Source organism: Amphritea sp. (assembly GCF_050300915.1).
Lineage (GTDB): Bacteria > Pseudomonadota > Gammaproteobacteria > Pseudomonadales > Balneatricaceae > Amphritea.
On record NZ_JBNKYN010000009.1, the window covers coordinates 24,433 to 49,344 of the forward strand.

The 24,912-nt window shown below is 51.1% G+C and carries 25 protein-coding genes; 9 read left to right on the forward strand and 16 right to left on the reverse strand.

What is annotated here, in order from left to right; all coding sequences use genetic code 11:
- Nucleotides 1-21: 21 nt before the first annotated feature.
- The 4 genes from fabD to ACQY8X_RS03950 all read right to left on the reverse strand — a co-directional run bounded on the left by fabD (nucleotide 22) and on the right by ACQY8X_RS03950 (nucleotide 2,813).
- Nucleotides 22-954 (reverse strand): ACP S-malonyltransferase, encoded by a 933-nt coding sequence (gene fabD, locus ACQY8X_RS03935; RefSeq protein ID WP_428033839.1) that lies wholly within the window; start codon nucleotides 952-954, stop codon nucleotides 22-24.
- A gap of 108 nt (nucleotides 955-1,062) precedes the next feature.
- Nucleotides 1,063-2,094, reverse strand: coding sequence for a phosphate acyltransferase PlsX (gene plsX / locus ACQY8X_RS03940; protein ID WP_428033840.1), 1,032 nt, complete (start codon nucleotides 2,092-2,094; stop codon nucleotides 1,063-1,065).
- A 2-nt stretch (nucleotides 2,095-2,096) separates the two neighbouring features.
- Nucleotides 2,097-2,279: a 50S ribosomal protein L32 gene (gene rpmF, locus ACQY8X_RS03945; protein WP_428033841.1), complete on the reverse strand. Its 183-nt coding sequence runs from the start codon at nucleotides 2,277-2,279 to the stop codon at nucleotides 2,097-2,099.
- 18 nt (nucleotides 2,280-2,297) lie between these two features.
- A complete protein-coding gene (locus ACQY8X_RS03950) occupies nucleotides 2,298-2,813 on the reverse strand; it encodes a YceD family protein (RefSeq protein ID WP_428033842.1) in 516 nt (171 codons plus the stop codon).
- Between the two features lie 121 nt (nucleotides 2,814-2,934).
- On the opposite strand from ACQY8X_RS03950, the gene ACQY8X_RS03955 reads away from it, so the two are divergent.
- Together ACQY8X_RS03955 and ACQY8X_RS03960 are read left to right on the forward strand one after the other, a co-directional pair.
- A complete protein-coding gene (locus ACQY8X_RS03955; protein WP_428033843.1) occupies nucleotides 2,935-3,513 on the forward strand; it encodes a Maf family protein in 579 nt (192 codons plus the stop codon).
- Between the two features lie 103 nt (nucleotides 3,514-3,616).
- Nucleotides 3,617-4,216, forward strand: coding sequence for a YiiX/YebB-like N1pC/P60 family cysteine hydrolase (locus ACQY8X_RS03960; protein ID WP_428033844.1), 600 nt, complete (start codon nucleotides 3,617-3,619; stop codon nucleotides 4,214-4,216).
- A 15-nt stretch (nucleotides 4,217-4,231) separates the two neighbouring features.
- Here the strand turns inward: ACQY8X_RS03960 and ACQY8X_RS03965 are convergent, their stop codons facing one another.
- Complete coding sequence (locus ACQY8X_RS03965; protein ID WP_428033845.1) at nucleotides 4,232-5,155, reverse strand: cation diffusion facilitator family transporter; 924 nt, start codon at nucleotides 5,153-5,155, stop codon at nucleotides 4,232-4,234.
- 217 nt (nucleotides 5,156-5,372) lie between these two features.
- Between ACQY8X_RS03965 and ACQY8X_RS03970 the strand changes: the two genes are divergently transcribed.
- Entirely contained in the window at nucleotides 5,373-7,799 is a 2,427-nt protein-coding gene (locus ACQY8X_RS03970; protein ID WP_428033846.1) for a fatty acid cis/trans isomerase, read from the forward strand.
- Nucleotides 7,800-7,886: 87 nt separating this feature from the next.
- On the opposite strand, the gene ACQY8X_RS03975 is transcribed toward ACQY8X_RS03970, so the two are convergent.
- The 11 genes from ACQY8X_RS03975 to paaN all read right to left on the reverse strand — a co-directional run bounded on the left by ACQY8X_RS03975 (nucleotide 7,887) and on the right by paaN (nucleotide 18,891).
- Nucleotides 7,887-8,300, reverse strand: coding sequence for a GFA family protein (locus ACQY8X_RS03975; RefSeq protein ID WP_428033847.1), 414 nt, complete (start codon nucleotides 8,298-8,300; stop codon nucleotides 7,887-7,889).
- Nucleotides 8,301-8,334: 34 nt separating this feature from the next.
- Nucleotides 8,335-8,880, reverse strand: a complete 546-nt coding sequence (locus ACQY8X_RS03980) for a GNAT family N-acetyltransferase (RefSeq protein WP_428033848.1) — start codon at nucleotides 8,878-8,880, stop codon at nucleotides 8,335-8,337.
- 57 nt (nucleotides 8,881-8,937) lie between these two features.
- Nucleotides 8,938-9,219 carry a hypothetical protein gene (locus tag ACQY8X_RS03985; protein ID WP_428033849.1) on the reverse strand — a complete coding sequence of 94 codons (282 nt, stop codon included), beginning with the start codon at nucleotides 9,217-9,219 and terminating at the stop codon, nucleotides 8,938-8,940.
- A 125-nt stretch (nucleotides 9,220-9,344) separates the two neighbouring features.
- A complete protein-coding gene (gss, locus tag ACQY8X_RS03990) occupies nucleotides 9,345-11,255 on the reverse strand; it encodes a bifunctional glutathionylspermidine amidase/synthase (protein ID WP_428033850.1) in 1,911 nt (636 codons plus the stop codon).
- A 705-nt stretch (nucleotides 11,256-11,960) separates the two neighbouring features.
- Nucleotides 11,961-12,638 carry an SAM-dependent methyltransferase gene (locus tag ACQY8X_RS03995; RefSeq protein WP_428033851.1) on the reverse strand — a complete coding sequence of 226 codons (678 nt, stop codon included), beginning with the start codon at nucleotides 12,636-12,638 and terminating at the stop codon, nucleotides 11,961-11,963.
- Between the two features lie 247 nt (nucleotides 12,639-12,885).
- Nucleotides 12,886-13,272 (reverse strand): hypothetical protein, encoded by a 387-nt coding sequence (locus tag ACQY8X_RS04000; RefSeq protein ID WP_428033852.1) that lies wholly within the window; start codon nucleotides 13,270-13,272, stop codon nucleotides 12,886-12,888.
- A gap of 421 nt (nucleotides 13,273-13,693) precedes the next feature.
- Nucleotides 13,694-14,698: a signal peptide peptidase SppA gene (gene sppA / locus ACQY8X_RS04005; RefSeq protein ID WP_428033853.1), complete on the reverse strand. Its 1,005-nt coding sequence runs from the start codon at nucleotides 14,696-14,698 to the stop codon at nucleotides 13,694-13,696.
- Between the two features lie 38 nt (nucleotides 14,699-14,736).
- Nucleotides 14,737-15,399 carry an HAD family hydrolase gene (locus ACQY8X_RS04010; protein ID WP_428033854.1) on the reverse strand — a complete coding sequence of 221 codons (663 nt, stop codon included), beginning with the start codon at nucleotides 15,397-15,399 and terminating at the stop codon, nucleotides 14,737-14,739.
- A 100-nt stretch (nucleotides 15,400-15,499) separates the two neighbouring features.
- Nucleotides 15,500-16,246 (reverse strand): SDR family oxidoreductase, encoded by a 747-nt coding sequence (locus tag ACQY8X_RS04015; protein WP_428033855.1) that lies wholly within the window; start codon nucleotides 16,244-16,246, stop codon nucleotides 15,500-15,502.
- Nucleotides 16,247-16,386: 140 nt separating this feature from the next.
- Nucleotides 16,387-17,172, reverse strand: a complete 786-nt coding sequence (locus tag ACQY8X_RS04020; protein ID WP_428033856.1) for an enoyl-CoA hydratase-related protein — start codon at nucleotides 17,170-17,172, stop codon at nucleotides 16,387-16,389.
- 39 nt (nucleotides 17,173-17,211) lie between these two features.
- Nucleotides 17,212-18,891, reverse strand: a complete 1,680-nt coding sequence (paaN, locus tag ACQY8X_RS04025; protein WP_428033857.1) for a phenylacetic acid degradation protein PaaN — start codon at nucleotides 18,889-18,891, stop codon at nucleotides 17,212-17,214.
- Nucleotides 18,892-19,341: 450 nt separating this feature from the next.
- On the opposite strand from paaN, the gene paaF reads away from it, so the two are divergent.
- From paaF to ACQY8X_RS04055, 6 genes are all read left to right on the forward strand, one after another.
- Nucleotides 19,342-20,121, forward strand: a complete 780-nt coding sequence (gene paaF, locus ACQY8X_RS04030; protein ID WP_428033858.1) for a 2,3-dehydroadipyl-CoA hydratase PaaF — start codon at nucleotides 19,342-19,344, stop codon at nucleotides 20,119-20,121.
- Between the two features lie 4 nt (nucleotides 20,122-20,125).
- Nucleotides 20,126-20,917, forward strand: coding sequence for a 2-(1,2-epoxy-1,2-dihydrophenyl)acetyl-CoA isomerase PaaG (gene paaG / locus ACQY8X_RS04035; protein WP_428033859.1), 792 nt, complete (start codon nucleotides 20,126-20,128; stop codon nucleotides 20,915-20,917).
- Nucleotides 20,918-20,931: 14 nt separating this feature from the next.
- Nucleotides 20,932-22,446: a 3-hydroxyacyl-CoA dehydrogenase PaaH gene (paaH, locus tag ACQY8X_RS04040; protein ID WP_428033860.1), complete on the forward strand. Its 1,515-nt coding sequence runs from the start codon at nucleotides 20,932-20,934 to the stop codon at nucleotides 22,444-22,446.
- 1 nt (nucleotide 22,447) lies between these two features.
- Entirely contained in the window at nucleotides 22,448-22,891 is a 444-nt protein-coding gene (paaI, locus tag ACQY8X_RS04045; RefSeq protein ID WP_428033861.1) for a hydroxyphenylacetyl-CoA thioesterase PaaI, read from the forward strand.
- Nucleotides 22,892-23,149: 258 nt separating this feature from the next.
- The gene (locus tag ACQY8X_RS04050; protein WP_428033862.1) at nucleotides 23,150-23,485 is read left to right on the forward strand and encodes a c-type cytochrome; all 336 of its coding nucleotides are present in this window, start codon (nucleotides 23,150-23,152) and stop codon (nucleotides 23,483-23,485) included.
- Nucleotides 23,486-23,549: 64 nt separating this feature from the next.
- Nucleotides 23,550-24,842, forward strand: a complete 1,293-nt coding sequence (locus tag ACQY8X_RS04055) for an NAD(P)/FAD-dependent oxidoreductase (RefSeq protein ID WP_428033863.1) — start codon at nucleotides 23,550-23,552, stop codon at nucleotides 24,840-24,842.
- Nucleotides 24,843-24,912: the final 70 nt, after the last annotated feature.

Sequence of the window (24,912 nt, forward strand, 5' to 3'; positions counted from 1 at the left end):
CTGTTTCCTTTGTTTCAGAGATTAGGCGCCAAGCGCTTTCTCAAGACCCGCAGGGTCGTTAATTGCAACAACCGTCAGGGTGCGCTGAACTTTCTTATTTAAACCTGAAAGCACCTTGCCCGGACCACACTCAACAGTGCATTCAATCCCCTGATCAATCATATTTTGCACAGAGTCTGTCCATAAAACGGGACTATAAAGCTGTGCCAGCAAATTATCGACCAGCTCAGCAACCGTCGCCGGTGTTTTCGCAGTAAAATTCTGAATAACCTGAATTGCTGGCATTTTGATATCGATATTCTTTAATTCAACAGCCATCTGTTCGGCAGCAGGCTTCATCAGCACGCAGTGCGAAGGAACACTGACCGGCAGAGGGATAGCCCGTTTAGCACCAGCCTCTTTACAGCCTTCAATGGCACGTTCTACCGCTGCTGCATTGCCCGCAATAACAACCTGCCCCGGGCAGTTAAAGTTAACAGGTGAAACAACCTCATCGCCCGCAGCGGCGGCACAGGCCGCCTGAATGGCATCATCATCGAGCCCAAGAATCGCCGCCATTGCACCGGTACCTGCCGGCACTGCCTGCTGCATAAACTCACCGCGCAGCCGAACCAGATTAACCGCGTCTTTAAACTCAATCGCACCTGAGCACACCAGGGCAGTATATTCGCCCAGACTGTGACCTGCCATCATGGCAGGCTCTGCGCCGCCCTGTTGCAACCACAGACGCCACAAAGCCACACCTGCAGTAAGCAGTGCTGGCTGTGTGCGGTCAGTTTGATTGAGATCAGCTTCAGGACCATTCTGGGTCAACTCCCAGAGATCATAGCCAAGCACTTCTGATGCTTCAGCAAAGGTTTCCTGGATAATAGTGTGTTCAGCGGCCAGTTCAGCCAGCATAGCCAGGTGCTGAGAGCCCTGACCAGGAAAAACAAACGCGAGGGGTTGTGGCATTGTTACCTCAATGTACAGATAAACGCATAACAATTTAAAGGTCGTAGTTTACAGGATTCGCTATGAATTAAAACGTTTGTCTTATAGATCAAACATTTCCTGTAAAACTCAGTTAATGTGCGATTCAAGCTGACGGTTAATGCTGCCCGGAACATCCATTCTCACCTCTGCCACGGCCTGATCAATAGCATAACCAAAGCACTGACGATTTGCTGAACCATGACTCTTAACCACAATCCCCTGCAATCCCAGTAAACTTGCACCGTTACGGCGTGCAGGATCAATATGTTCACGAATCTCTTCCAGCACCGGGCGCACAAGCATAGCCATGATTTTACGCAACAGCGAGCGGCTAAAGCTGGTACGCAACTGGCGACCGATCAGGCGCGCCACCCCTTCGCTGCTTTTTAGCGCTATGTTGCCGACAAAACCATCGCACACCACGACATCTACCTTACCGGTAAAGATCTCATCACCTTCGATAAAGCCGACATAGTTAAGCCCGCCATGTTCGCGTATCAGTCGCGATGCCAGCTTCACCTGCTCATTACCCTTAATCTCTTCCGCGCCGACATTCAGCAAACCGATGCGCGGCTCGGAGATACCTTCAACCGCACGGGTCATCACTGACCCCATAATGGCGAACTGCAACAGATGCTCAGCACTACAATCAACATTAGCCCCAAGATCAAGCATGTAGCTGATGCCGCTCACCGAGGGGATAGCGGTAATAATCGCAGGACGATCTATTCCCGGCAGCATTTTAAGGGTAAAGCGCCCCAGCGCCATCAGTGCACCGGTATTACCCGCACTGACACAGGCCTGCGCACTGCCATCTGCTACCTGACTAATAGCACGAAACATCGAAGTATCAGCGCGCTTGCGCAATGCATGAGACGGCCGTTCATCGTTCGCGATAACATTTTCAGCAGCAATAATACTGATACGCGACGCCAGGGATTTATCAGAATTTTTTTTCAGGGATTTTTCAAGAAAAGGCGTAAGTGCAGCCTGCTGACCAACCAGTTGCAGGGTCAGCTGGGGATGACGCTTCAAAGCATCAACTGAGGCGGGAATAACAACGCGGGGACCGAAGTCCCCGCCCATCGCGTCTATCGCGATGCAAATGCTGTCAGACAAGTTTACTCGTCGTCTTGCTGTGCAACAACCTGCTTACCACGGTAGAAACCGTCAGCACTAACGTGGTGACGACGGTGAGTTTCACCAGTAGTTGCGTCTACGGAAAGAGTTGGGTTGCCCAGCGCATCGTGTGAACGACGCTGTCCGCGACGTGAACGAGTTACTTTGCTCTTTTGTACTGCCATGGGTATATAGCTCCTATTTCACTTATCAGCCTTCAGTGAGGCTAATACACTGAAAGGGTTCGGTTTATCAGTTTCATTGTCAGTCGTAGCCACGTCACCGAAGGAAGTCTGCACACTGCAGTCGTTATGGTATGGCACAATCGGAAGCGACAGAATCAGCTCCTCTTCTACCATCGAAAACAACTCCAGATCATCTCCCGCTACAATTAAAGCATCGTAGTACTTGGGTAGATTCTTCGCATGCTCCTCAGTAGGAGCAATAGCCAAATTGAACTTCGCTTCGATGTCGATCTCAACTGGCTCAAGGCAGCGCTGACAAGTCATATAGACCTTAGCGTCGGCAGTGCCTTTAATTGTACGGATACGCAGTTCATCAATATCAAACTGCAGATCAACAGAGACTTTACCCTGCGAATCAGTCAGCATTGTGACCAGATTCGGCAGTAGCGCCAGCTCAGCGTCACCTTCAATCCGTACTCCCCGATCAGCAAGCTTACGCGGGTCAATTTTCTTTGGTAATGGGGCGTTCGACATAAGCGCGCAATTCTAGGGATCAAAAACCAGTCTGTCAAAGGAAATAAGGCTTTTAAAGCGAAAAAAACAGGCTAATATCTGCAACTTATCACAACCTGAACAGTTTTGGAGAAAATCGGCTATGGCCCGGCTAATTCTGGCATCCAGCTCGCCTTTCAGAAAAGCAATTCTGGACAAGCTCAACCTCACCTATGAGGCGGTTTCTCCGGATATTGATGAAACCCGCTCAGCGGCAGAAACGCCTATGCAGTATGTTGCCCGGCTGGCGGAACAGAAAGCCCGGGCACTTCAGGCAGATTATCCGGATGCACTGATTATCGGATCAGACCAGACCGCCATCATTAATGGTGCAACCATTGGCAAACCAGGCAGCTATGAAAACGCTTTCCAGCAACTGACCGATGCATCGGGTCAGAAGATTACTTTCCTGACCGGCCTCTCTCTGCTGAACACTCAAACCGATAGCTGCGAAACCGACGTAATCCCCTTCCACGTCTACTTCAGAACACTGACGCCAGAGATGATAGAAAACTACCTCCTGGCAGAGCAGCCATATAACTGTGCCGGTAGCTTTAAATCGGAGGGCCTGGGAATCGCCCTGTTTGAGAAACTGGAGGGAGATGACCCTAACGCCCTGATAGGCCTGCCGCTGATCCGCCTGATCCGAATGCTGGAGAACCAGGGGGTCAACATTATCTGACCCATAAGGTATCAATATACAATACCTTCCGCTTTCTGATTCAGAATCTGGCCTGAATCTCACAGAATCAGCTCCATCGAACTGCACAACATTGGAGCTGAACATGAAAAACCCCCAACTTAACCGTCTTGAACAACAGGTTTCTGCAACGCTTCAGGAAGGCGATGTACTGTTTATCTCAATTGATGCTTTTCTCTATAAGCAGGTTGCCAAAGGTACCGGAAGCTGGTGCTCCCATGTGGGTTTTGCGATTAAAGAAAATAACCAGTGGCTGGTAGTTGAAAGCAAAGTCCCTGTTGTCAGTAAAACCCCGTTACGTAAATTCCTAAGCCGGACCTGCAATGGTGAAGTGATGGTTCGTCGCCTGAAGCAGCCGCTTACCGCAACAGAGATTGAACAGCTGAAACAATCCGCAGATAAACTGTCAGCCACCCTGCCGACCACGCTCTACCATCTGGGATTTGATTTCGATTCGAAACGCCAGTTCTGTTCTAAATTTGTTCATCTGGTGTATAAAGATGCCTTAGGCATTGCGTTGGGTAAGGCACAAACACTTGAACAATTGCTCCAGGAAAACCCTCAGGCCTCAGTCAGATTCTGGCGCTGCTGGTTTCTCGGCTTTATTCCCTGGAAACGGCAGACACTTACCCCGGCCAGCCAAATCAATGATCCGCAATTGAATACCGTGTTTTGTACTGTTTAAGAAGAGCACCAAAGCTCAGCAGTGTTGATGACTATGACGATTATCCAGCATGCAGTTTTGCTCCTCTCCGGCTGATTCAATCTGAATCGTGGAGTGGGCTATGCCAAAATGGTCATGCAGGTGTTGCTGCAGGCTGCACAGAAAGCGGTTGTCAGTTGTGCCATCACTGACAACCAGATGAACTGTGAGGGCGATCTCTGTCGTACTCAGCGGCCAGACATGCAGATCGTGAATCCGCTCCACAGAATCCAGGCTATTGAAGTATTGCTTTAAAGCGGGAATATCAACACTGTCCGGCACCGCATCCAGTGCATAGTTCATTGAGTCTTTCAGCAACCCCCAGGTTCCCACCAGTATTACCGCAACGATGATAAGACTGATCACCGGATCGATCCACACCCAGCCATAAAACAGAATAAACAGACCGGCGATCACCACGCCCAGCGATACCACAGCATCGGCCGCCATATGCAGAAAAGCGCCTTTAATGTTCAGATCATCTTTCTGACCGCTGAAAAACAGCAGTGCTGTAACGGTGTTGATGACCACGCCGATGGCAGCCACGACGATAACTGTCATCCCGGCTACCGGTGCCGGATCGGAAAAACGGTTTAATGCTTCCCAGGCAATACCACCAAGCGCAACCAGTAGCAGAATAGCGCTGCCCAGTGACGCCATGACGGTTGCCTTACGTAAACCATAGGTACGCTTTTCAGTGGCCGCTTTTTTAGCCAAAAAACTGGCCCCCCATGCGAGTATCAGACTGAATACATCACTGAGATTGTGTCCTGCATCTGCGATCAGTGCCAACGATTCTGACAACAACCCGTAGATAACTTCAAGCACCACAAATATAAGATTAAGGGCGATACCGATGGCAAATGCCCGGTTGTAACTGGCAACGTGATGGCTATGGCTATGATGATTATGATGACTCATAAAGCTCCTGAATGCGCCCAAAATACCTGCACCGACACAGGCCTGCGACCAAAACCATGCAGTTGCTGTTCATGACAAACAGGCAACCTGAAAAATCAGTTGAGTGACTGAACTATATCGGTTACTCATCAGTTAACCTGAGCGTCATGATAACCTGTTGAAGTAATGTCGGTATTTGTTAATCTGTCTATCCGATTAGAGTGACACAAAACAGCGAATGAAAAAACCAGCACAGGGAAGAACTTACGCAAGTGTTATTCTTGTCGTCAGTATTATCTTCCTGTTCCCCGATAAGCATCAGCCAGCGGAACAGGTTCAGCCACGGGTTATTGCCCCCACGCAAACCTACAGTTTTGCCAATGACGTCCGGCCGATACTGGACAATAAATGCCTGGCATGCCACTCATGTTACGATGCCCCCTGTCAGTTGAAGATGGAATCATGGCACGGTGTAGAGCGTGGTGCGTCGAAACTCAAAGTGTACGATGGCGGCAGACTTCAGGACTCCACTCCTACTCGTCTCTATATTGACGCTCAGACACCTCAGGAATGGTTTAAAAAAGGCTTTTATTCAGTGCTTTCTGAATACAGTCATGAGGGTGAAAATAGCACAGCGCCGCTGATGCAGCAGATGCTTGACCTGGGCCAGAGCAACCCGTTAGCAGCCAACACCCGGGTACCGGACGATATCGAGCTGGGCTTTGACCGTGTTAATTACTGCCCGGCGCCGGGCGAGTTCAAAGACTATGTCAATAAGTTTCCCCATGGGGGGATGCCGCTGGCGGTATCCGGCCTGGATAAGCGGGAATACCAGACACTCTCCACCTGGCTCAAACAGGGAGCGCAAATCGACACCCCGCCTGCCGCTATCAGCGATGCCGATCAGTTAATGATCAGCCGCTGGGAGTCCTGGCTAAACAGGACGGATAAACGCTCGGCTCTTCTATCCCGCTACCTCTACGAACACCTGTTTCTCGGCCATCTGTATCTCAACAGTGCCGACCAGTCTGATGGAGAGAACCGCGAGGCACCCCGGTTTTACCAGTTGATACGCTCCTATACTGCGACCGGAGAGAAACCAGTTATCGTGCCAACGGTGCGACCTAACGACCGCCCTGACAACACCTCACAACAGCCGTTTTACTATCGACTGATACCGCTGCCAGGCACCATTGTCCATAAAACCCATATTACCTACCGGTTTGATGCCGACCGGCTAAAGCAATATCAGCAGCTGTTTTCCAGTGTTGACTGGCAGGTTGAAACCCTGCCCGCTTATGGTTATCAGGAGCGCTCCAATCCTTTTATCACCTTTGCCGCGATTCCGGCGAAACTGCGCTACCGCTTTTTGCTCAATGATGCCCGCTTCTTTGTCAGAAACTTTATCCGTGGCCCGGTGTGCCGGGGACAGATTGCAACAAACGTTATCCGTGATCAGTTCTGGGTGATGTTTGAGTCTCCTGACACCGAGCTCTACAGCAATAATCCTGAGTATCAGCTATCGGTTAACGACTATCTGGGGCTGCCCGGAGAAAAAAGCTCGCTGCTGGATTTTGGCAGCCAGTGGTTTACCTACAGCGATAAGCGCAATACCTATCTGGACATGCGCCAGAAAGCTTATCAGCAGGCATATCCATCAGGTGCAGTACTGCAGCAGATCTGGGATGGCGATCAAACCAATGACAACGCTTTTTTAACCGTATTCCGCCATCACAACAGCGCATCGGTTACCAGCGGCTGGCAGGGGGAGATCCCCCTCACCGCCTGGGTAATGGGTTACCCGTTACTGGAGAGAACCTATTACGAGCTGGTGGTTAATTTCGACGTGTTTGGCAGTGTGTCCCATCAGGCACAGACCCGGCTCTATTTCGATCTTATCCGTAATGGTTCAGAAACCAATTTTCTGCGCTTTATGCCCGCAGCATCACGACGGGAGATCTACTCAGACTGGTATCAGTCCACCGCCCAAATTAAAGCAAAAATCACCTATCACGATCTGGATACCAAAACGCCCAGCAATATAACGTTCACCAGTGATAAACCGAAAGAGGAGTTACTGCGAACCCTGCTCGGGCGATACCCACAACTGACCGGTACGGACAACATCAACCGCTGCTGCGAAAAGGGGATGCCGGACACTGCGACAGATCAGATCAGCCTGGCACTGAGTCAAATCGCTGCGACACCGGCTGCTGAATTAGCGGGAGTGAAGTGGTTACCTGAGGTCAGTTTCGTGCGGATCAATCTGGATGACGAGGCCGCAGCCAGTGACGGAGGGTCCGCTGCAACATCATTTAAGGTATACAGCCTGCTACGCAACCGCCGTCACAGCAGCGTCGCTTATCTGCTGGGGGAATCATTACGCTATCAGGAAGATCTTGATACGCTGACGGTGATGCCTGAACCTGTTGGCAGCTATCCCAACCTGATTCTGCAACTTAAGCAGTCGCAACTGGATGACTTTGTCACCTCATTCCAGGGTATCAATTCAGATAGCACATTCGAGCAGTTTGTCGAACGCTGGGGCGTTGGCCGGATGAACCCGCAGTTCTGGCCGGTATTCCACAGCTTCGCCGACTATATGCATACAACCAACCCACTGGAAGCGGGGGTGTATGATATGAACCGCTATGGTCACTGGTAAAACCCGGGGCAAAAAGTGAGCCCCGGGGTTAATGGGTTATTCCCCTCCCGCGGGCGGTGGGAGGGTTCGGAGGGTTCACAAGCTCACTTAAGACTGAGCCTGCTTCGGAAATGCGGTGACACCTTCCGGTAAAGTGAACCAGTCCTGCTTTTCACTCACCCAGACATGCACAGTCGGGTTGATAACAGAGGTATCGGACAACGTTGACGGCTTAAGCTTTATTATGTCGGGGTCTGCCGGATTAAAGTGGTAGATCCGGTTACCGCATGTGGGGCAGAATTTAGCCCCATTGGTATTGCCGCTATCCGCCAGACGGCTCCATTCAGCCATCTCTCCCTCAAACTCAATATCAGACGCTCTGACCAGAGCGGTGATACTGAAGGCGCTGGTGGAGAGCTTCTGACAGGCTTTGCAATGACAAGCCATCACCTTCAGCGGCGCAGCCAGTAACCGATACTTAACCCCGCCACACTGGCAAGCCCCCTCAATTGGATAGGTCATTCTTGTTCACCCCATTTATCATCAATTAACACGTTTACGCACCACAGGCCTTACGATATGCCGGCAGTGTCAGTTGGTAATACAGCTGCACAAACGGTTTGTCTTCAACCGCTTTATTTTCTTTATGTGAATAGCTTGCCCCGAGCTTTTCAACGGCTTTGACCGAGCGGATATTCTCCTCTGCAATATGAAACCAGACCCTGTCCGCATATTCGAAAATATGATTCAGCATCAGCGCTTTCATCTCAGTATTAACACCCTTGCCCCAGTACGCCTGCTCAATAAAAGTGAAACCTATGGCAACCTCACCCTGCTCAGGGTTCCAGTCATAGTAACGGGAAGAGCCGACCATCCGGGCGGTGCGGTTATCAATCACCGCCAGGGCACCGCCACTGCTGATCGCGCTGTTAAAAAAACGCTGTTCAAAAATATCCCTTTCATAGCGATATGAGTCAGGATGCATCGCCCAGATAATCGGGTCCGAAGCTGCCTCATACAGCGCTTCAAAATCCTCTGCCAGTAGCGGTCGAAGGGTTATCTGCTTACCTGTCAGGGTGGGCTGAAGATAGATTCCTGTCATGCTGATCGTTCCTTTTAATAGTATGCGAGGCCGTCTCTGCTGAGCATCCGGGGATTGCTAACTAACCGCAACCACCTCTGATTCTGTGACCGTATTTGCCTCAGCCCGTTCAATGATTTTCAACAGCGTGGTCTGGACAACTTCATCCTTCCTGATATCCGTTTTTGCGGCAAACCGCTGTTCCTGAGGTTCTGCGCCCTCTGCCGCAACAAACTGAATCACAACCTGTGTTGCGCACTCTGCCGTCTCTCCTGAATAGCACAGAGAGATCATCGGATACCCCCTGAAACCTTTCTTCACATGCTTCTCGATCCGCTTTCTCGCTTTATCCAGATTCATACCACGCCCTTGTGTTAAACACGTCAGAATATATTTGTGACAAATATGTGCTCCAGTCTGCCCGGAACGGATTCTGTTATATATTGCCCCTCAACCCGACAAGATGAAACCTGTTTAGTAACAAGCTAACCGCCCGCTAAAAACTGCTTATCGGAGATAAACTGTAAAGGCAGACAATCACTCTCTTTATCAATAACCCGTGACTCGCTCACCCGCATACCGCTACCCGAATAGACGCCAGCAGACATAAAGGTCGATATCTGAGTATAAAAGCCATCGACCTGCGGCAACTGAAAAAACTGCTGGTAGACTTTATCCTGTTCGCCAAAGCCCCCTGCCGTCGATTCAATCAGCTCTGCATCTTTATTAAACAACGAGATGTTGGCACCACAGCGCCCGACAATCGGCTTGGCCACATAGCCGCTGGCCGTTAGTTCATCGGTCAGCCCGAAAGAAGCATTCAAAAGTAACGGATGGTTGGGAAACAACGACCAGAGCACCGGCAAAATTGCCTTATTACTGGGAATCAGCGACCAGAGCGGTTCAAACACCATCACCTGTTTGTGAAACAGCACATCCGACAGCTGCAATGGTTTGCCCAGTTTTCTGCCCGGTTCATAGACCTCCGGTTGTAAACCTGAGACCTCGAGCTCATCGCGAATCTGATCCAGGGCGGTTTCCCAGGCCCAGGTTTTCCAGACCCACTGCACGGGCTCTCCCGCGGCATCAATAATATTGTCGTTTACATCCCAGCTCAGCCCATCAAGCCCCTCTATTATTTTACTGCGCAGGCCTGCGGCACGAATCGCATCCTGCATAAACAGTGCATGGTAGACCTCTTCAGGATCGTCATCCCTCAGAATATGCACCAGCCCTTTGGCATGGCTTTTTTTCCACGCCCGCACCAGATCGGCAAACAGATCTTTACCACCATTTTCTCCCTCGGTGGCACCAAAATGGCTCAGCCACTTACCCTGTACTTTGCCCGCCTCCATATAACATGACGCTGAGTCACAGTTATATTCGTACACCTTTAACCCCTGTGGTGTCAGGGCAAAGTCAAAACGGCTGGTGATCACCTCATTCAGTCGGTTATCCCAGGACTGACGTACTTTTGGCAGCACCGCATTGGGCAGATTGAATTTCGCCAGCAGGTTGTCATCGGATAAGACATATTCCGTGGCATGCATAAAGAGTCCATGCAGCTCATTACTGGCATGTTCCAGTCGCTGCTGTGTGGTGCGGGACAGCACCAGATAACGATTCTGCTCAGATGGCTGGCTGCTGAGAAAATGCCCGCCCATCGCTTTAACAAACGCCGCTTCGTCGGGGTTGGCAATATTCAGCCAGGATTTTTTCTTTGCCGCGGGATTATCAATCCGGCGGCTGCTAATGCAGCTCAACTGAGGATCGGGTGTCAGGGTCGGTTCGGCGAAGCGGCAATCATCGGTCTGAATCATCCATCCGAGAATTTCAGCATCACCGTAAGAACAGGTAATCCAGTATTCCCCCTCCTCTGTCACCACCGCGTTCAGCTCACGGGCATAGTCACAGTCGGCAGCCCAGCGGCCATGACCTACATTCTGCTCAGCAATACGCACATAGTCCGGCGTCACATCGGTAACAACCGCAACATGTCCGGTATCCTCAAACTCACCGCCCTCCTTCCAGATCAACAGACAACCGGCTTCCGGGTGGCGCTGACTGCCATTAGCAAATGCGTTTAAGGGCAACAATGTGTTGGCATTAACATCGCGCACCGTGCGCAACTCGAAAATATCGTAAGCCATCGCCACATCATCAAAGATGTAGCCTTTATTGATATACATCCAGCGGCGGGCAAATTCGACGCACTGCCACTTATAACCCATATAAATGCCGTTGTAATAACTGCGGTATGAGGTGCGCTTTGGGTAATCGGTATCAGAGGCGGTATCGTAATCAGAGGAATAAGCAGGCACCCCACCCGGAGCGTATCCCAGCAAAGTACCAAAAGGCTCAAGCACCTTACCGGCGTTGTCACTCATATAGCTCATAATACCAACCCGCACCTGCAAAAAGAGATTTTCATTATTGATCTGCAAAACCTGAGAGATGCGCCTGCGTGGTGCTCTTCTCCAAGCGAATCTACGCCGAAATAACCGCTGCTGCCACAAAAAAATAACTGAAAGACTAATCAGATTTATGCGTCACACAACCGCTGGAATTTTTTGCCCTTCCTCGGCGTACTCTGTGTCCTCGGTGGTTAAAAAGCTTCTATCTTCAAAGCCAGAGCAGCCGAAATTCATCGACAGACAGTTAAACGGACGACCGAATTTGATTTCACCACAGAGAACACCGAGGACACAGAGAAAAACCATATGCTGTAATTTTTCGCCCTTCCTCGGTGTACTCTGAGTCCTCGGTAGTTAAAAAGCTTCTATCTTCAAAGCCAGACCAGCCGGAGCTCATCAACAGACAGTTAAACGGACGACTGGTTGTGATCTCACCACAGAGAACATCGAGGACACAGAGAAAAACCATATGCTGGAATTTTCTCGCCCTTCCTCGGTGTACTCTGTGTCCTCGGTGGTAAAAAGCTTCTATCGTCAAAGCCAAAGCAACCGGAACTCATCAACAGACAGTTAAACGGACGACTGGTTGTGATTTCACCACAGATAACACCGAGGGCACAGAAAGATCCGACCAAGAAATCTTTCCTCAGTGTCCTCTGTGGTAAACAGCTTTTATCTTTAAAGGTTTTAAGAAGCACTGGCCACTAACATCTGCGTTGCGCCCTTCTGAAACTGGTAGTCAACAGTCTGAAGACGCGTCTCAATACCCTCAGCGGATAGCGCCTCCCTGACCGCAGGCAGATAATCCGATGGCTTGCCATCCAGTGTCAGTAATGGATACACCCGCACCTCTTCAGCCACACGGCAGAGCTCGCGTATGCTTTCAATATGCTGACTAAGGGAGAAATGCTCACTATAGAGAAACAAAAAATGGGAACAGAGCGCCAGCTCAAACTGCCTTTCTGCGAATGGCAGATCCGGCAGTGACGCGGTCAGGTATCGCCCTGCTTCAAGGCCCGCATCAAAGTCCATCAGAAACTCCTGCATGGCATCCATACGGATACTGCCCAGCGCGTCAACACTGCTGATACTGTCCCAGATATAATTGTCGGCATTCTGCTGCATCTGCGACATAACCTGAGGGTATACCCGCTCGATCTGCGCCCGTATCTGCTCTGCTGTAAACTGGTAAACCGGGTCAACAGATACCACCCGGCCACCGCGCGCACTCAACCCGGCATTAAACGCTGCAGGGCCATCGCCACACCCCAGAATGTGTTTCTGCAGATCGGTTTCAGATAGCGCAAACATCAACCGGTACTCATCTAAGGAACGCCCCCAGGGGACAATACTATCCAGTTGCAACGTTGAAACTCCTTTTCTTTAAAACCCCGACACTTGTATCCGCGAAGAGACCCTTACAGATTGGCGGACTGATTTCACCCTATGCTATAGAGCAAAATGACACATGAACAGCCCTCGCCTCCAATCATCGATTAAGGCGTGTTTTGATGTGTGAAACAGAGCCTTCAGTGTTTCAGACAACGTTGAGAAATCTGTAACTCAGGGTACTTAGATGCAGAACGTAGATGCAGAACTTAGATACAGATGCTCAACCACTCACCTTCGCAATCATATGACTGATCACATGGCTGTGCTGATTCTGAGGGCTGAACATCACTATTTCGGCATCGGCAATAACCCTGACGTTGTGGCCCGGTGGCCAGTAGAAAAGATCGCTTGCACCGACAGTCTCCTCTTGTCCACTTGCGTCGGTGGTGGTCAGTTCGCCCTGGATGACATAGCCCCAGTGGGGACACTGGCACATATCGCCATCAAGCCCCAAAAACAACGGCGTGGTATCCACTCCAGCCGAGAGACTGAAGTACTCCCCACTGATTTTCCCCAGCCCGGTAGCATCACCAAATCCGGTTTGCTGACGTATCACAGCACCGGGAATCTCCATTTTTACATCAATATCATCTTTAGCTATTCGCATCTGAATTCACCTTCTGCTGATAAATAAGAGTCCCATCCAGATCGTTACAGGCTTGCGATCTGTATCGAACGCCTAATGTTTGGTTAGACCTGTTGACTGCGTATTTCACTATCAAGCGACTTACCCAAAGGGGCTTATCTGACACATCAGTGAATACACAGCTGAAGAGTGCAGACCTGATAACACTTGAGTTCAAGAATCAGCATCCCTGTCTGCATTACGTATAAGGAGGAGCGGTTGAACTATCAAATTACTTTTGGATGGAAGAGCCGCTAATGTCACGGCTACGATGAGGTCAGCCTGACTGGTCATAAGCAGAGACTGACCTGTTCAGCTTAGGCCATCAGCTTCAGATAGACAGAAAAAGCAAAAAAAAAAGCCGCTACATCTCTGCGGCGGCTTTCGACAATAAACGATTAACTTAGCGCAGTTGAACTGAGCCGTTTAGCCCCAGCTGAGTAGCAATGGTTTTACCAAAGGTAACGCCCAGCCGGTCAATCAGTTGCTCCAGTGGTGTACCTTTAGGGGTGTAATCAACCAGTTTCTCAGCACCAACAATCTCCCGGGCCACATAGCTGCTGCTGCCCAGTCCATCGATCAGGCCCAGATCCAGCGCCTGTTCGCCGGTCCAAACGAGACCACTGAACAGCTGATCGTTCTCTTTCAGGCGATCGCCCCTGCCTTTACGCACCTGATCGATAAACTGTGCATGGGTGGTATCCAGCACGGTCTGCCAGAAAGCACGGTCTTTATCTTTCAGGGGTGAAAACGGATCGAGGAAGGTTTTATTCTCGCCAGAGATCAGGTTGCGGCGTTCAACACCAACCTTCTCCATCAGATCAACAAAGCCAAAACCAGACGATACCACACCGATAGAGCCCACTAAACTGGCTTTATCCGCATAGATCTCATCAGCAGAAGCGGCGATGTAGTATGCCCCTGATGCACCGATATCCAGAATCACTGCATAGACTTTCTTCTCAGGATGCAGTGCCCGCAGACGTTTTACTTCATCATAAACATAACCCGACTGTACCGGGCTGCCACCAGGGCTGTTAATCCGCAGAATAACTGCTTTTGTGCCCTCATCATCAAAGGCACGGCGCAGTGCGCCGATAATATTATCGGCACTGGCGTCTTCACCGTCAGCGATCACGCCCTTCACCTGCACCACCGCGGTATGCTCTCCGCCTTCATCCATATCCGGGGTGAACGAGCCGGCAAACAGGTAGATGCCGAGAATCACAAACAGATAACCAAAGGTCAGCAGCTTAAAAAAGATGCCCCAGCGACGGGCGGCACGCTGCTCTTTCTGCAGCCCCATCATGGTTTTCTCGATCAGTCGCCACTCTTTGGTTTTGCTCTCGTGCGGTTTTGCTGCTTCCGGTTCCTTGCTATCTTCAGCTTCCCAGGGATTTGAGCCCACGCTGTTCTCCTTAATATGTTTGAAATTTACATTACGTTTTATGAACGGTTGAGCGATGTTTCTGTCAGCCAGTGTTCCAGCTCTGCAAACTGATGCATCACTAATACCGGCTTATACGGCAGCAACCGGTCGATATGATGGGCACCATAACTCACCGCAATCGTATCCATACCCGCTCTGACACCCATTTCGAGATCAAATTCCGTATCACCAATCATCACTGCATCAGAAGGGTTAAGACCGGTCTCCTCAAGAATCTCTTCCAGCATGTGAGGGTGAGGCTTCGACGTGGTTTCATCAGCGCAGCGGGAGGTTTCGAACAGAGGCTCAAGGCCGGTTTCAGCAAACACCCGGTCCAGCCCACGACGACTCTTTCCGGTAGCGACCGCCAGTCGAAACCCCTTCTGTTTCAGATTGCTCAGCGTCTGTTCAACACCGGCAAACAGAGCGGTCGGCGTGTCGTCCGCATCCAGATAATAGTGTCCGTAGCGCTCCCGCATCTGTGGAATAATGGCATCATCAACGCCGGGAATCAGTGCCTGAATCGCTTCAGGTAAGCCAAGACCGATGATATTACGTACTGCGTCATCGGTCAGTTCCGGCTGCTGCAGATCCCGCGCGGCTTTCTGCATGCTGGAGACGATCCGGGCCGCTGAATCGATGATGGTGCCGTCCCAGTCAAAAATAAGTAACTTGTACAAAATAGATATCCAACCTGTTAATCGTAAACCTGGAAACTGATCTTACGTTAACAGGAGGATAAAGATAACCTCAGGTTGATAATTAGCCTGGCAAAAGCGCTTAATTCTCCTGCACCAGTGGGCGAATCAGCAACTCGCTGACATCCACGTGTGGCGGCTGAGTCAGCGCATAGAGAATGGCATTGGCAATATCCTCCGGCTGGAGATTGGACATACCTTCAGCATACATATTCTCTTTCACCGCAGCGCGGATCTTATCGTGAACGATGCTGTCCGGCAGTTCGGTGTCAACCGCCCCCGGCTGAATATCGGTGACCCGCACACCATAACGAATCGCCTCTTTACGCAGCGTGTCAGAGATCGCCCGCACCGCATGTTTGGTGCCCGCATAAACGCCGGCACTGGGATAGGTCAGCCGTGCAGCCACCGAGCTAATATTAACGATATGGCCCTGTTTACGTTCTGCCATACCGGGATAGACCCCGTGAATAGCATACAACACCCCCTTAATATTGGTGTCGATCATCTGTTCCCATTCATCTACCCGACCATTGATAATCGGGCTGATCGGCATGGTACCGGCGTTATTGATAAGGATATCAACGCCACCCAGTGAGCTAATCAGCTCGCCGACTGCCTGCATCGCCTGGCGATCAGAAACATCAGCCGTCGCAACAGTGACTTTACGTCCCAGTGGGCGAATCTCATCAGCCAGCTGCTGCAGCCGATCATCGCGCCGGGCACTGATCACCAGATCGGCACCTTCACCGGCTAACAGACGGGCTGTTGCCTGACCTATACCGGAACTGGCACCGGTAATCCAGGCAGTTTTTCCTAATAATTTCATAAAATTAACTCTGATACTTTATCTGATTAATTAAATATAAGCGCACGTACCCAGAAGCACAAAAGCCGCCAGAGCAGTGACCCGGCGGCTTTATCAGAGCAGTCTGGCTGCCCTTTGTCTGTGCTTTCAATATAGGCTGATCAGCGATTTTTGAAGACCGGTTTTCGCTTTTCAGCAAAGGCGTTCATCCCTTCTGAGCAGTCCTCGAAGGCAAAGGTTGCTTCAAAAGCCCGGCGCTCAAAACGCATGCCATCATCCAGAGAGCAACTTACCGCCATGTTAACACTCTCTTTAATTAACATAACCGCAGGCTGTGACATCGAAGCGATCTTAGCGGCCGTTTTGAGTGCCTGTTCCGCCAGCGTTTCTGCCGGAACAATACGTGCAATCAGCCCGGCGCGTTCGGCTTCTTCAGCGTCCATCATTCTGCCGGTCAGACACATCTCCATCGCTTTGGCTTTACCAATCGCTTTCGTCAAACGCTGCGTCCCTCCGGCACCCGGCATCGTACCAATCGCGATTTCGGGCTGACCAAACTTTGCGCTATCTGCGGCAATGATAAAATCGCAGGCCATGGTCAACTCACAACCACCGCCCAGTGCAAAACCGGCCACCGCCGCAATCACCGGCTTGCGGGCATCTTCAATCGCCCGCCAGCAATCCCGCTGAATACGGGGAAAATCTTTACGGTGCAGATCGGCAAACGACTGGTCTTTCATCTCTTTAATATCCGCACCGGCAGCAAACACCTGGCTGCCCCCGGTGATGATAATACAGCCGATCGCTTCATCCGCTTCAAACCCGTCGACCGCCTCACCCACCTCACGACACAGCGTCGCGTTAAGTGCGTTCATTACTTCCGGGCGATTGAGGGTGATAATCCCCACCCCCTGACTGACTTCCGTCAGAATGCATTGATAACTCATAACCAGGCCTTTTCCGTTAGTCTTCTGTTGAGTTGCCTTTCAGGCGTGCTTTCTGCTCTGGATGATGCGGAAACGGTTAGCCACATAAGCCAGGTCAGACAGTGACGCATTAGCCGCCGGATTGCAGCCAGTGGCATGAAAATCACTGAACGCAGCGCTCTGGTTAACATAAACACCTGCAGTCAGGTTAGTCGACAGTGCAACACCGGCATCCAGCGCCGCGTCTTCTATCTGTTCCAATACCGCGGCATCGGTTGAGTAACATCCCATGGTGATCGCACCATGATTTTTCACCGCTTTATGCGCCAGCTCAATCGAGTGCGCCGTGCTGCCGGTGCGCACCAGGAAGCTGATCGGGCCAAACAGTTCTTCCATATAAGCGTCTTCTTTATCGGCATCCACCGCGATCAGCAATGGGCTACGCATCCGCCCCTCTTTAAACCAGGGGTTTTCAGGACGGTCTGATTCCCGCACCACCGTACCGATCTTTTCGCCCAGTTCGCGGGCGCTATCGATACGCTTATCGGTCACCTCTGCCTGAATACAGCCCAGCACCATACCGGCACGCTCAGGGTCAGACAGGAACCGGGTAATGCCGGTGCTCAGTGCCTCTGCTACTTCATCAAAACTTTTGTGTCCCTGATCGGTTTCGATCCCCCCGGCTGGAATAAAGATATCCTGCGGCGTGGTACACATCTGACCGGAATACAGGCTCAGGGTGAATGACAGATTCTGAATCATCCCCTTAAAGTTGTCGGTAGAGTCGATAATAATGGTATTCACACCGGCTTTCTCAGTGTAAACCTGCGCCTGATGGCAGTTATGCTCCAGCCAGTCACCAAACGGGGTATTGCCGGTGAAGTCGATCAGTTTAACTTCATCACGTTGCGCCAGCGCTTTAGTGCACGGCTGGGCAGGGTCAGCATCAATCACCAGCGACACAATATGCGGTGGCAAACCCTGATCTGCCAGTACTTCCTGGGCAATCTGCACACTGATCGCGGCTGGCAGAATACCCGCCGGATGTGGCTTAACAATAACCGGATTTCCCGTTACCAGAGAAGCAAACATGCCCGGATAGGTGTTCCAGGTGGGGAAAGTAGAACAGCCGATGACCAGGGCGACGCCACGTCCGGCGACGGTGAAGGTTTTGTCCATTACCAGCGGGTCGTGCTTACCCTGAGGTTTAGTCCAGGTGGCAGAACCGGCCGAATGGGTCATCGCATCATAGCCATAGGCAATAGCTTCCAGACCACGGTCCTGAGCATGAGGACCGCCCGCCTGAAACGCCATCATGAATCCCTGTCCCGAAGTATGCATCACTGCATAACCGATCTCGAAGCTGCGCTGGTTGATGCGCTTCAGAATTTCCAGACAGATACCGGTACGGCCTTCAACGCCGATATCACGCCAGGCTTTACGCGCTTCATTCATCGCTGGCAGCAACTCATCGATATCAACAGTCGGATACTTCACACCCAGATCGAAGCCATAGGGCGAGACTTCGCTACCCGCTTCGCCGGTAATGCCCGGCATAGTCAGCTTAAAAGAACCATTCAGGTGTGCTTTAAATGCAGCCTGTCCATCCTTATCTGCGGTTTCTCCGTAGACACGGGGGCTTGGGCTTTCCGGATAAGCACTGTAATAATCGCGGGTACGGATTGCGTTCAGCGCGGCATCAAGTTTTGCTTTATGCAGATCAAACAGGGTATGACTCATACAGGATTCTCTTTATTTTACTGGCCCAAAGGCTTTGTCTTGGTTCAGAACGTCGCTGATGAGACGTCACATCTACCAGCGCCTTTCTGCTTGTATAGGGTTAAATCTCAGACAGGCTATAAAAGATAGTACTTTTTCAGCAGATTATATTTAACCGGCCTAAACTGCCTGACAAATTGCTATAAAACTAAAAGATACACCAAACAAAGTGATACGAAAAGATAAATTAATAATAATATATTTGTATCCCTTTACCGTTTTACGGTAACCTTTGATCCGACTGTTAACGTAATCAGGCCCGAACAGACAGGTTCACAAACAAAACCATAAGAGCCTCTGCTTATATTGCACGATGAGTAAGCCAGAGGATCGATAAAGATAATGCTGAACCTTAGTCTGTTGGCCTCAGGCTGACAGCGGCTTTCGATACCCAATATGCTGAGATACACCATGTCTGACTATCAAGATATTCTGGTTACAGGGCCGGATTCCGGAGTAATCACCCTTACCCTCAACCGTCCTCAAGCGCGAAACGCTCTGTGCAATAACCTGCTGCGCGAGATTGCAGAGACTCTGGACGCCACCGTCAACGATGAAAGCATCAAAGCGGTGGTTATTACCGGGGGTGAAAAAGTATTCGCGGCGGGCGCTGACATCAAAGAGATGGCAGAACTGGATACCGTCGGTGTGCTAAATGATATCCGTCCGACCTACTGGCGACGTATCGCCCAATACCCTAAGCCCATTATTGCAGCGGTTAACGGCTTTGCCCTGGGTGGGGGCTGCGAATTGATGATGCACTGCGATATTGTCATCGCCGGTGACACGGCTCAGTTCGGGCAACCGGAGATCAATCTGGGCATTATTCCCGGCGCCGGAGGCACCCAGCGTTTACTGAGAACCGTGGGTAAATCGATGGCGATGCAGCTGGTTCTCTCAGGCGAGTTTATAAATGCCAGGCAGGCCCGTGAGTTTGGGCTGGTCAGCGAAGTGACTATTCCCGAAATGAGCTATCCAAGGGCTTTAACACTGGCAAAAACCATCGCCGCCAAGCCCCCTATTGCCGTTCGCCTGGCGAAAGAATCACTACTTAAAGCCTACGAAACAACACTGGAAACCGGCCTCAACTTAGAGCGAAAAGCATTTACCCTGCTGGCTGCAACAGAGGATCGGAACGAAGGCATCGCCGCCTTTATGGAAAAGCGCCAACCTAATTTTCAAGGAAAATAATAACATGACCTATCAACATATCGAGTTTGAGATCACCGAAGGTGTTGCCGTTCTGACACTCAACCGCCCGGACAGTCTCAACAGCTTCAATACCCAGATGCACGCTGAAGTACGCGATGCCCTGAAACAGGTTAAAACCAGCGATGCGGTACGCTGCCTGCTGATTACCGGCAATGGCCGGGGCTTCTGTGCCGGACAGGATCTCAGCGACCGGGCCGTCGATCCGGATGCCGCGATGCCTAATCTGGGCGAATCGATCGAGAAAAACTACAACCCGATGATCCGTACGATCAGTTCGCTGGAGATGCCGGTGATCTGCGCCGTTAACGGTGTCGCTGCAGGAGCCGGAGCTAATATAGCTCTGGCCTGCGACATTGTACTGGCAGCCAAAAGCGCCAGCTTTATTCAGGCGTTCTGCAAGATCGGCCTGATTCCCGACTCCGGCGGCACCTGGACCCTGCCCCGTGCTGTTGGTTTTCCACGGGCGATGGCGCTATCTCTGTTGGGTGACAAACTCCCCGCTGAACAAGCCGAGCAATGGGGAATGATCTGGAAAACCTACCCCGCAGAGGAGTTAAAAGATGCCGCTCTGGCGATGGCGAAACAACTGGCCACTCAGCCGACCAAAGGCCTGGCACTGATCAAACGTGCACTGCAGTCCTCCGCAAATAACAGCTTTAATGAGCAGCTTGATCTGGAGCGGGATCTGCAAACACTGGCGGGCCGTACCGATGATTATCGTGAAGGTGTCAGCGCATTCATGGCCAAGCGTCCAGCACAATTTACCGGTAAATAACGGAGTAAACTGAGATGAATCGTTTTACAACAGATTCGGTGATTGCTGTCATCGGTGCAGGCACGATGGGTGCCGGTATCGCACAGGTGGCTGCCAGTGCGGGCCATCAGGTATTGCTGTTTGATGCCGCCGAAGGCGCCGCTAAACGGGGTATTGATAACACCGCAAAAGGGCTGGCTAAGCTGGTTGAACGGGGCAAAATGAGCCAGGCTGATGTGGATGCTCTGCTCACCCGCTTAACCCCTGTTGAGGCGCTATCAGACCTGGCTCCGGCCAGCCTGGTGATTGAAGCGATTGTCGAGCGGCTGGATATTAAACAGCAGGTGTTCGGACAACTGGAAGAGATCTGTGCAGACAGCACCGTTATCGCCACCAACACCTCGTCTATATCAGTGACCGCCATCGGCTCAACACTGCAACGACCACAAAACCTGGTCGGCATGCATTTTTTCAATCCGGCACCGGTGATGAAGTTGGTAGAGGTCATTAGTGGCCTGGATACCGACCCGGCGGTTGCCGCTGATGTTTATGCTCTGTCAGCCAGCTGGGGGAAACAACCGGTCATGGCTAAATCCACCCCTGGATTTATTGTTAACCGTGTAGCCCGCCCGTTCTATGCCGAAGGGTTGCGTATCTATCAGGAAGGTGGCGCTGATATCGCCACTATTGATGCCCTGATGCGTGATTGTGGTGGCTTTCGGATGGGCCCGTTTGAGCTGATGGATCTGATCGGCCATGATGTTAACTACGCAGTCACCTGCTCAGTGTTTGACGCCTTCTATCATGATCAGCGCTTTTTGCCTTCGCTGATTCAGAAAGAACTGGTCGATGCAGGGCACCTGGGACGCAAAACAGGCCGGGGGTTTTACAACTATAACCCGGCGGCGGTTAAACCTGAGGCTAAAATTGCAGCGCCATGTGCGGAACCTAAATCGATCACTATTGAGGGTCAGCTGGGGGTTGCTGAACCGCTGATAGCCCTGTTTGAACAAGCGGACATCCGTGTCGATCTGATCGAGAATGATGAAGTTGAAGGGATGATCACCGTCGGTGATGCCACCCTGATGCTCACCAACGGCCAGTTCACAACGATGCGCGCAGGTGAAACGCTCCGTCCCGATCTGATCAACTTCGATCTTGCGCTGGATTACGCCAGCGCCACCCGTATCGCACTGGCCCCGGCTGATCAGGCATCACCTGCAGCACTTGAAGCTGCCATCGGGCTGTTTCAGGCAATCGGCAAGACGGTTACCGTTATTGATGATATCCCCGGTATGGTGGTGATGCGCACCGTTTGCATGCTCGCCAACGAAGGCTTTGATGCTGTGAATCAACAGGTTTGTGATGAACAGGCGGTCGATATCGCTATGAAAGGCGGTGTTAACTACCCTTGTGGCCCAATTGAGTGGGTCAATAAACTGGAACTTAGCTACGCCCTTGATGTTCTGGATAACCTGATGGATGCCTACGGTGAAGACCGTTATCGGGCATCCCCCCTGTTACTGAGAAAAGTGGCCGGAGGCGCATAAGATGAAAACCAGTGAGATGACACCGCAACAACTGGCTGAAGCCTGCAGCGTGGCACTGAACCGAAATGATCATACAGCCCAGTCGATGGGTATAACGATTGAAGAAGTTGCGCCCGGATATGCAAAACTATCGATGGTATTGCGTAAAGATATGCTCAACGGTCATGCAATGGGCCACGGAGGGATGATGTTTACCCTCTGTGATACCGCCTTTGCACACTCATGTAACACCTATAACCGTTCAACCGTTGCCAGCGGATGTAACATTGAGTTTATCGCACCCGCTTTTGAGGGTGATACCCTCACGGCCATTGCCAAAGAACGCTCGCGCAGTGGCCGCACCGGTGTATACGACATTACGTTGTATAACCAGAAAGATGAGGAGCTGGCATTTTTCCGGGGCAAAGCCTATCAGATTAAGGGCACCCTGATCCCTGAGGATTAAGACTGTTCAACTGTTTAATGCAAAAACCAAGGCCGCTACAGCGGCCTTTCTTTTGGCCTCATTTTCTCCCTGATTCCTCTCACAACTGAACGTCTGACAAAGATCATTTATAAATCCTCCACATTTTTAATGGATATAGCCAGAAATGCTGTCTATATATAAATAAGTGCTACATGATGTAGCTGCTTATGGGGGGGGAAGTGCCTCACAGTCCAAGAAGGGCTGTGTTAACTTAACTCTATAAGTAAGGTGAACTGCATGAGAGTCAGCTCTACACGAACCTTCGGGAAGCTCCTGTTAGCACCCGCTGTCCTTCTTCTATCCGTCAATTCGGCCGTTGCTGAAGATGAAACGGTTAACCGAATGATCGCCTCGCAATGTGCTCAGTGCCACGGCACTAATGGATATGCGCGCGGCTCCTATCCGGATCTTGGAGGCGATGAAGCTAAAGATCTCGCCGATCACCTATACGATATGAAAGGTGAAGACCGCCCCAGCGGCATCATGGACCATCAGGCCCTCGGCTATACCGACGATCAGATACGACGCATCGCTCAGTATTATTCCACCCTACCTGAAAACGGTGGCAACTAAGCGCATTTATTACATTCTGATCACATTGATATAGCTTGCTATTAGGACACCGGAGGGCTTCAAAATGCCATTAACCAGACGTAATTTTATCCAGATGGTGCCAGCTTCTGCTGCAGCACTGGCGCTAACCCGCGGAGCAAAAGCCGCAGAACCGATTCACCATGTTACGGTGCTCGGCGGCGGCTTTGCAGGCTGTACCGTTGCAAAATATTTACGCATGTGGAGCAACGGTGAAATCGCCGTCACCCTGATAGAACCAAATGCAAATCATGTTTCCTGCATCATGAGTAACCTGGTTCTGAATAAACGCCTGAAAACAACAGACCTTACCTTTGAATATAATGATCTGCAGGTAAAGTATGGGGTTGAGGTCGTTCATGATCGGGCACTCAGAATCAGAGGGCCACAAAAGCAACTCAAGCTAAAAGAGGCGGGATGGATCAATTACGACAGCCTTGTGGTCGCCACCGGAATTCAGTTTGACAGCATTCCGGGGCAGGATTACCGCAAAGTTCCCCATGCCTGGATCGCCGGAGGGCAGTCAAATAACCTGCGCAACAAAATAAACAAAATGCCGGACACCGGCACCTTTGTTATGACCGTGCCTAAAGCGCCTTATCGTTGCCCTCCCGGCCCCTATGAGCGGGCCTGTATCGTCGCGGACATTCTCGGTCGCCGCAGTGGTTATCTTGATGGCAGTGGCAGTGTCGCCCCCCGGGTTGTGGTGCTGGACGCTAATCCCGGCATCATGGCGGAAAAAGGCACCTTCACCAGTGCCTTCAATGATCTCTATGGCGATATTATCGAGTATATTCCGAATGCCCAGGTTGAGTCTGTCGACTCCGACAACCTGATTGTTAACACCTCTCAGGGCAGTTTTGCCGGGGATGTGCTTAACGTTATCCCGACCCACGGCGCACAGAACATCCTCAAACTCAGTGGACTGACCGGCGACTCACGCTGGGCAGATGTTGACCCGGTAACCTATGCGTCTACCAATACGCTATTTAAGGATGTTTATGTGATTGGCGATGCTCAGGGCACCAGCCAGCCAAAATCCGGCCATATGGCAAATGCCCAGGCTAAAATCTGTGCCGACAGTATTATCCGTACCGCCCATGGGCTTTCCAGCTATACAGAGGAGCGTTTACAGAACATCACCACAAACTCGGCTTGCTTCAGCCCAATCACGTACGATCAGGCATCCTGGCTGACCGCCGTGTACAGCTACAACCCCGATACTGGCTCAATGGGGCTGGTGCCGGGCTCGCTGGGTGAAGCCCATAACTGGAGCAGCCGTAACTTCAACGATATGTTTACCTGGTCCGACAACCTGTTTGCTGATACTTTCAAATAAGCGCTATCGATAAACAAAAAAGCCTCTGCAGATCATCAGCAGAGGCTTTTTTATATCACCCTTAACAATA

Bases quoted from the DNA above. Each gene is read 5' to 3' on its own strand.
- fabD (WP_428033839.1), bottom strand. From the start codon at position 954: ATGCCACAACCCCTCGCGTTTGTTTTTCCTGGTCAGGGCTCTCAGCAC.
- rpmF (WP_428033841.1), bottom strand. From the start codon at position 2,279: ATGGCAGTACAAAAGAGCAAAGTAACTCGTTCACGTCGCGGACAGCGT.
- ACQY8X_RS03950 (WP_428033842.1), bottom strand. From the start codon at position 2,813: ATGTCGAACGCCCCATTACCAAAGAAAATTGACCCGCGTAAGCTTGCT.
- ACQY8X_RS03955 (WP_428033843.1), top strand. From the start codon at position 2,935: ATGGCCCGGCTAATTCTGGCATCCAGCTCGCCTTTCAGAAAAGCAATT.
- ACQY8X_RS03960 (WP_428033844.1), top strand. From the start codon at position 3,617: ATGAAAAACCCCCAACTTAACCGTCTTGAACAACAGGTTTCTGCAACG.
- ACQY8X_RS03965 (WP_428033845.1), bottom strand. From the start codon at position 5,155: ATGAGTCATCATAATCATCATAGCCATAGCCATCACGTTGCCAGTTAC.
- ACQY8X_RS03970 (WP_428033846.1), top strand. From the start codon at position 5,373: ATGAAAAAACCAGCACAGGGAAGAACTTACGCAAGTGTTATTCTTGTC.
- ACQY8X_RS03975 (WP_428033847.1), bottom strand. From the start codon at position 8,300: ATGACCTATCCAATTGAGGGGGCTTGCCAGTGTGGCGGGGTTAAGTAT.
- ACQY8X_RS03980 (WP_428033848.1), bottom strand. From the start codon at position 8,880: ATGACAGGAATCTATCTTCAGCCCACCCTGACAGGTAAGCAGATAACC.
- ACQY8X_RS03985 (WP_428033849.1), bottom strand. From the start codon at position 9,219: ATGAATCTGGATAAAGCGAGAAAGCGGATCGAGAAGCATGTGAAGAAA.
- gss (WP_428033850.1), bottom strand. From the start codon at position 11,255: ATGAGCTATATGAGTGACAACGCCGGTAAGGTGCTTGAGCCTTTTGGT.
- ACQY8X_RS04000 (WP_428033852.1), bottom strand. From the start codon at position 13,272: ATGCGAATAGCTAAAGATGATATTGATGTAAAAATGGAGATTCCCGGT.
- ACQY8X_RS04015 (WP_428033855.1), bottom strand. From the start codon at position 16,246: ATGAAATTATTAGGAAAAACTGCCTGGATTACCGGTGCCAGTTCCGGT.
- ACQY8X_RS04020 (WP_428033856.1), bottom strand. From the start codon at position 17,172: ATGAGTTATCAATGCATTCTGACGGAAGTCAGTCAGGGGGTGGGGATT.
- paaN (WP_428033857.1), bottom strand. From the start codon at position 18,891: ATGAGTCATACCCTGTTTGATCTGCATAAAGCAAAACTTGATGCCGCG.
- paaF (WP_428033858.1), top strand. From the start codon at position 19,342: ATGTCTGACTATCAAGATATTCTGGTTACAGGGCCGGATTCCGGAGTA.
- paaG (WP_428033859.1), top strand. From the start codon at position 20,126: ATGACCTATCAACATATCGAGTTTGAGATCACCGAAGGTGTTGCCGTT.
- paaH (WP_428033860.1), top strand. From the start codon at position 20,932: ATGAATCGTTTTACAACAGATTCGGTGATTGCTGTCATCGGTGCAGGC.
- paaI (WP_428033861.1), top strand. From the start codon at position 22,448: ATGAAAACCAGTGAGATGACACCGCAACAACTGGCTGAAGCCTGCAGC.
- ACQY8X_RS04050 (WP_428033862.1), top strand. From the start codon at position 23,150: ATGAGAGTCAGCTCTACACGAACCTTCGGGAAGCTCCTGTTAGCACCC.
- ACQY8X_RS04055 (WP_428033863.1), top strand. From the start codon at position 23,550: ATGCCATTAACCAGACGTAATTTTATCCAGATGGTGCCAGCTTCTGCT.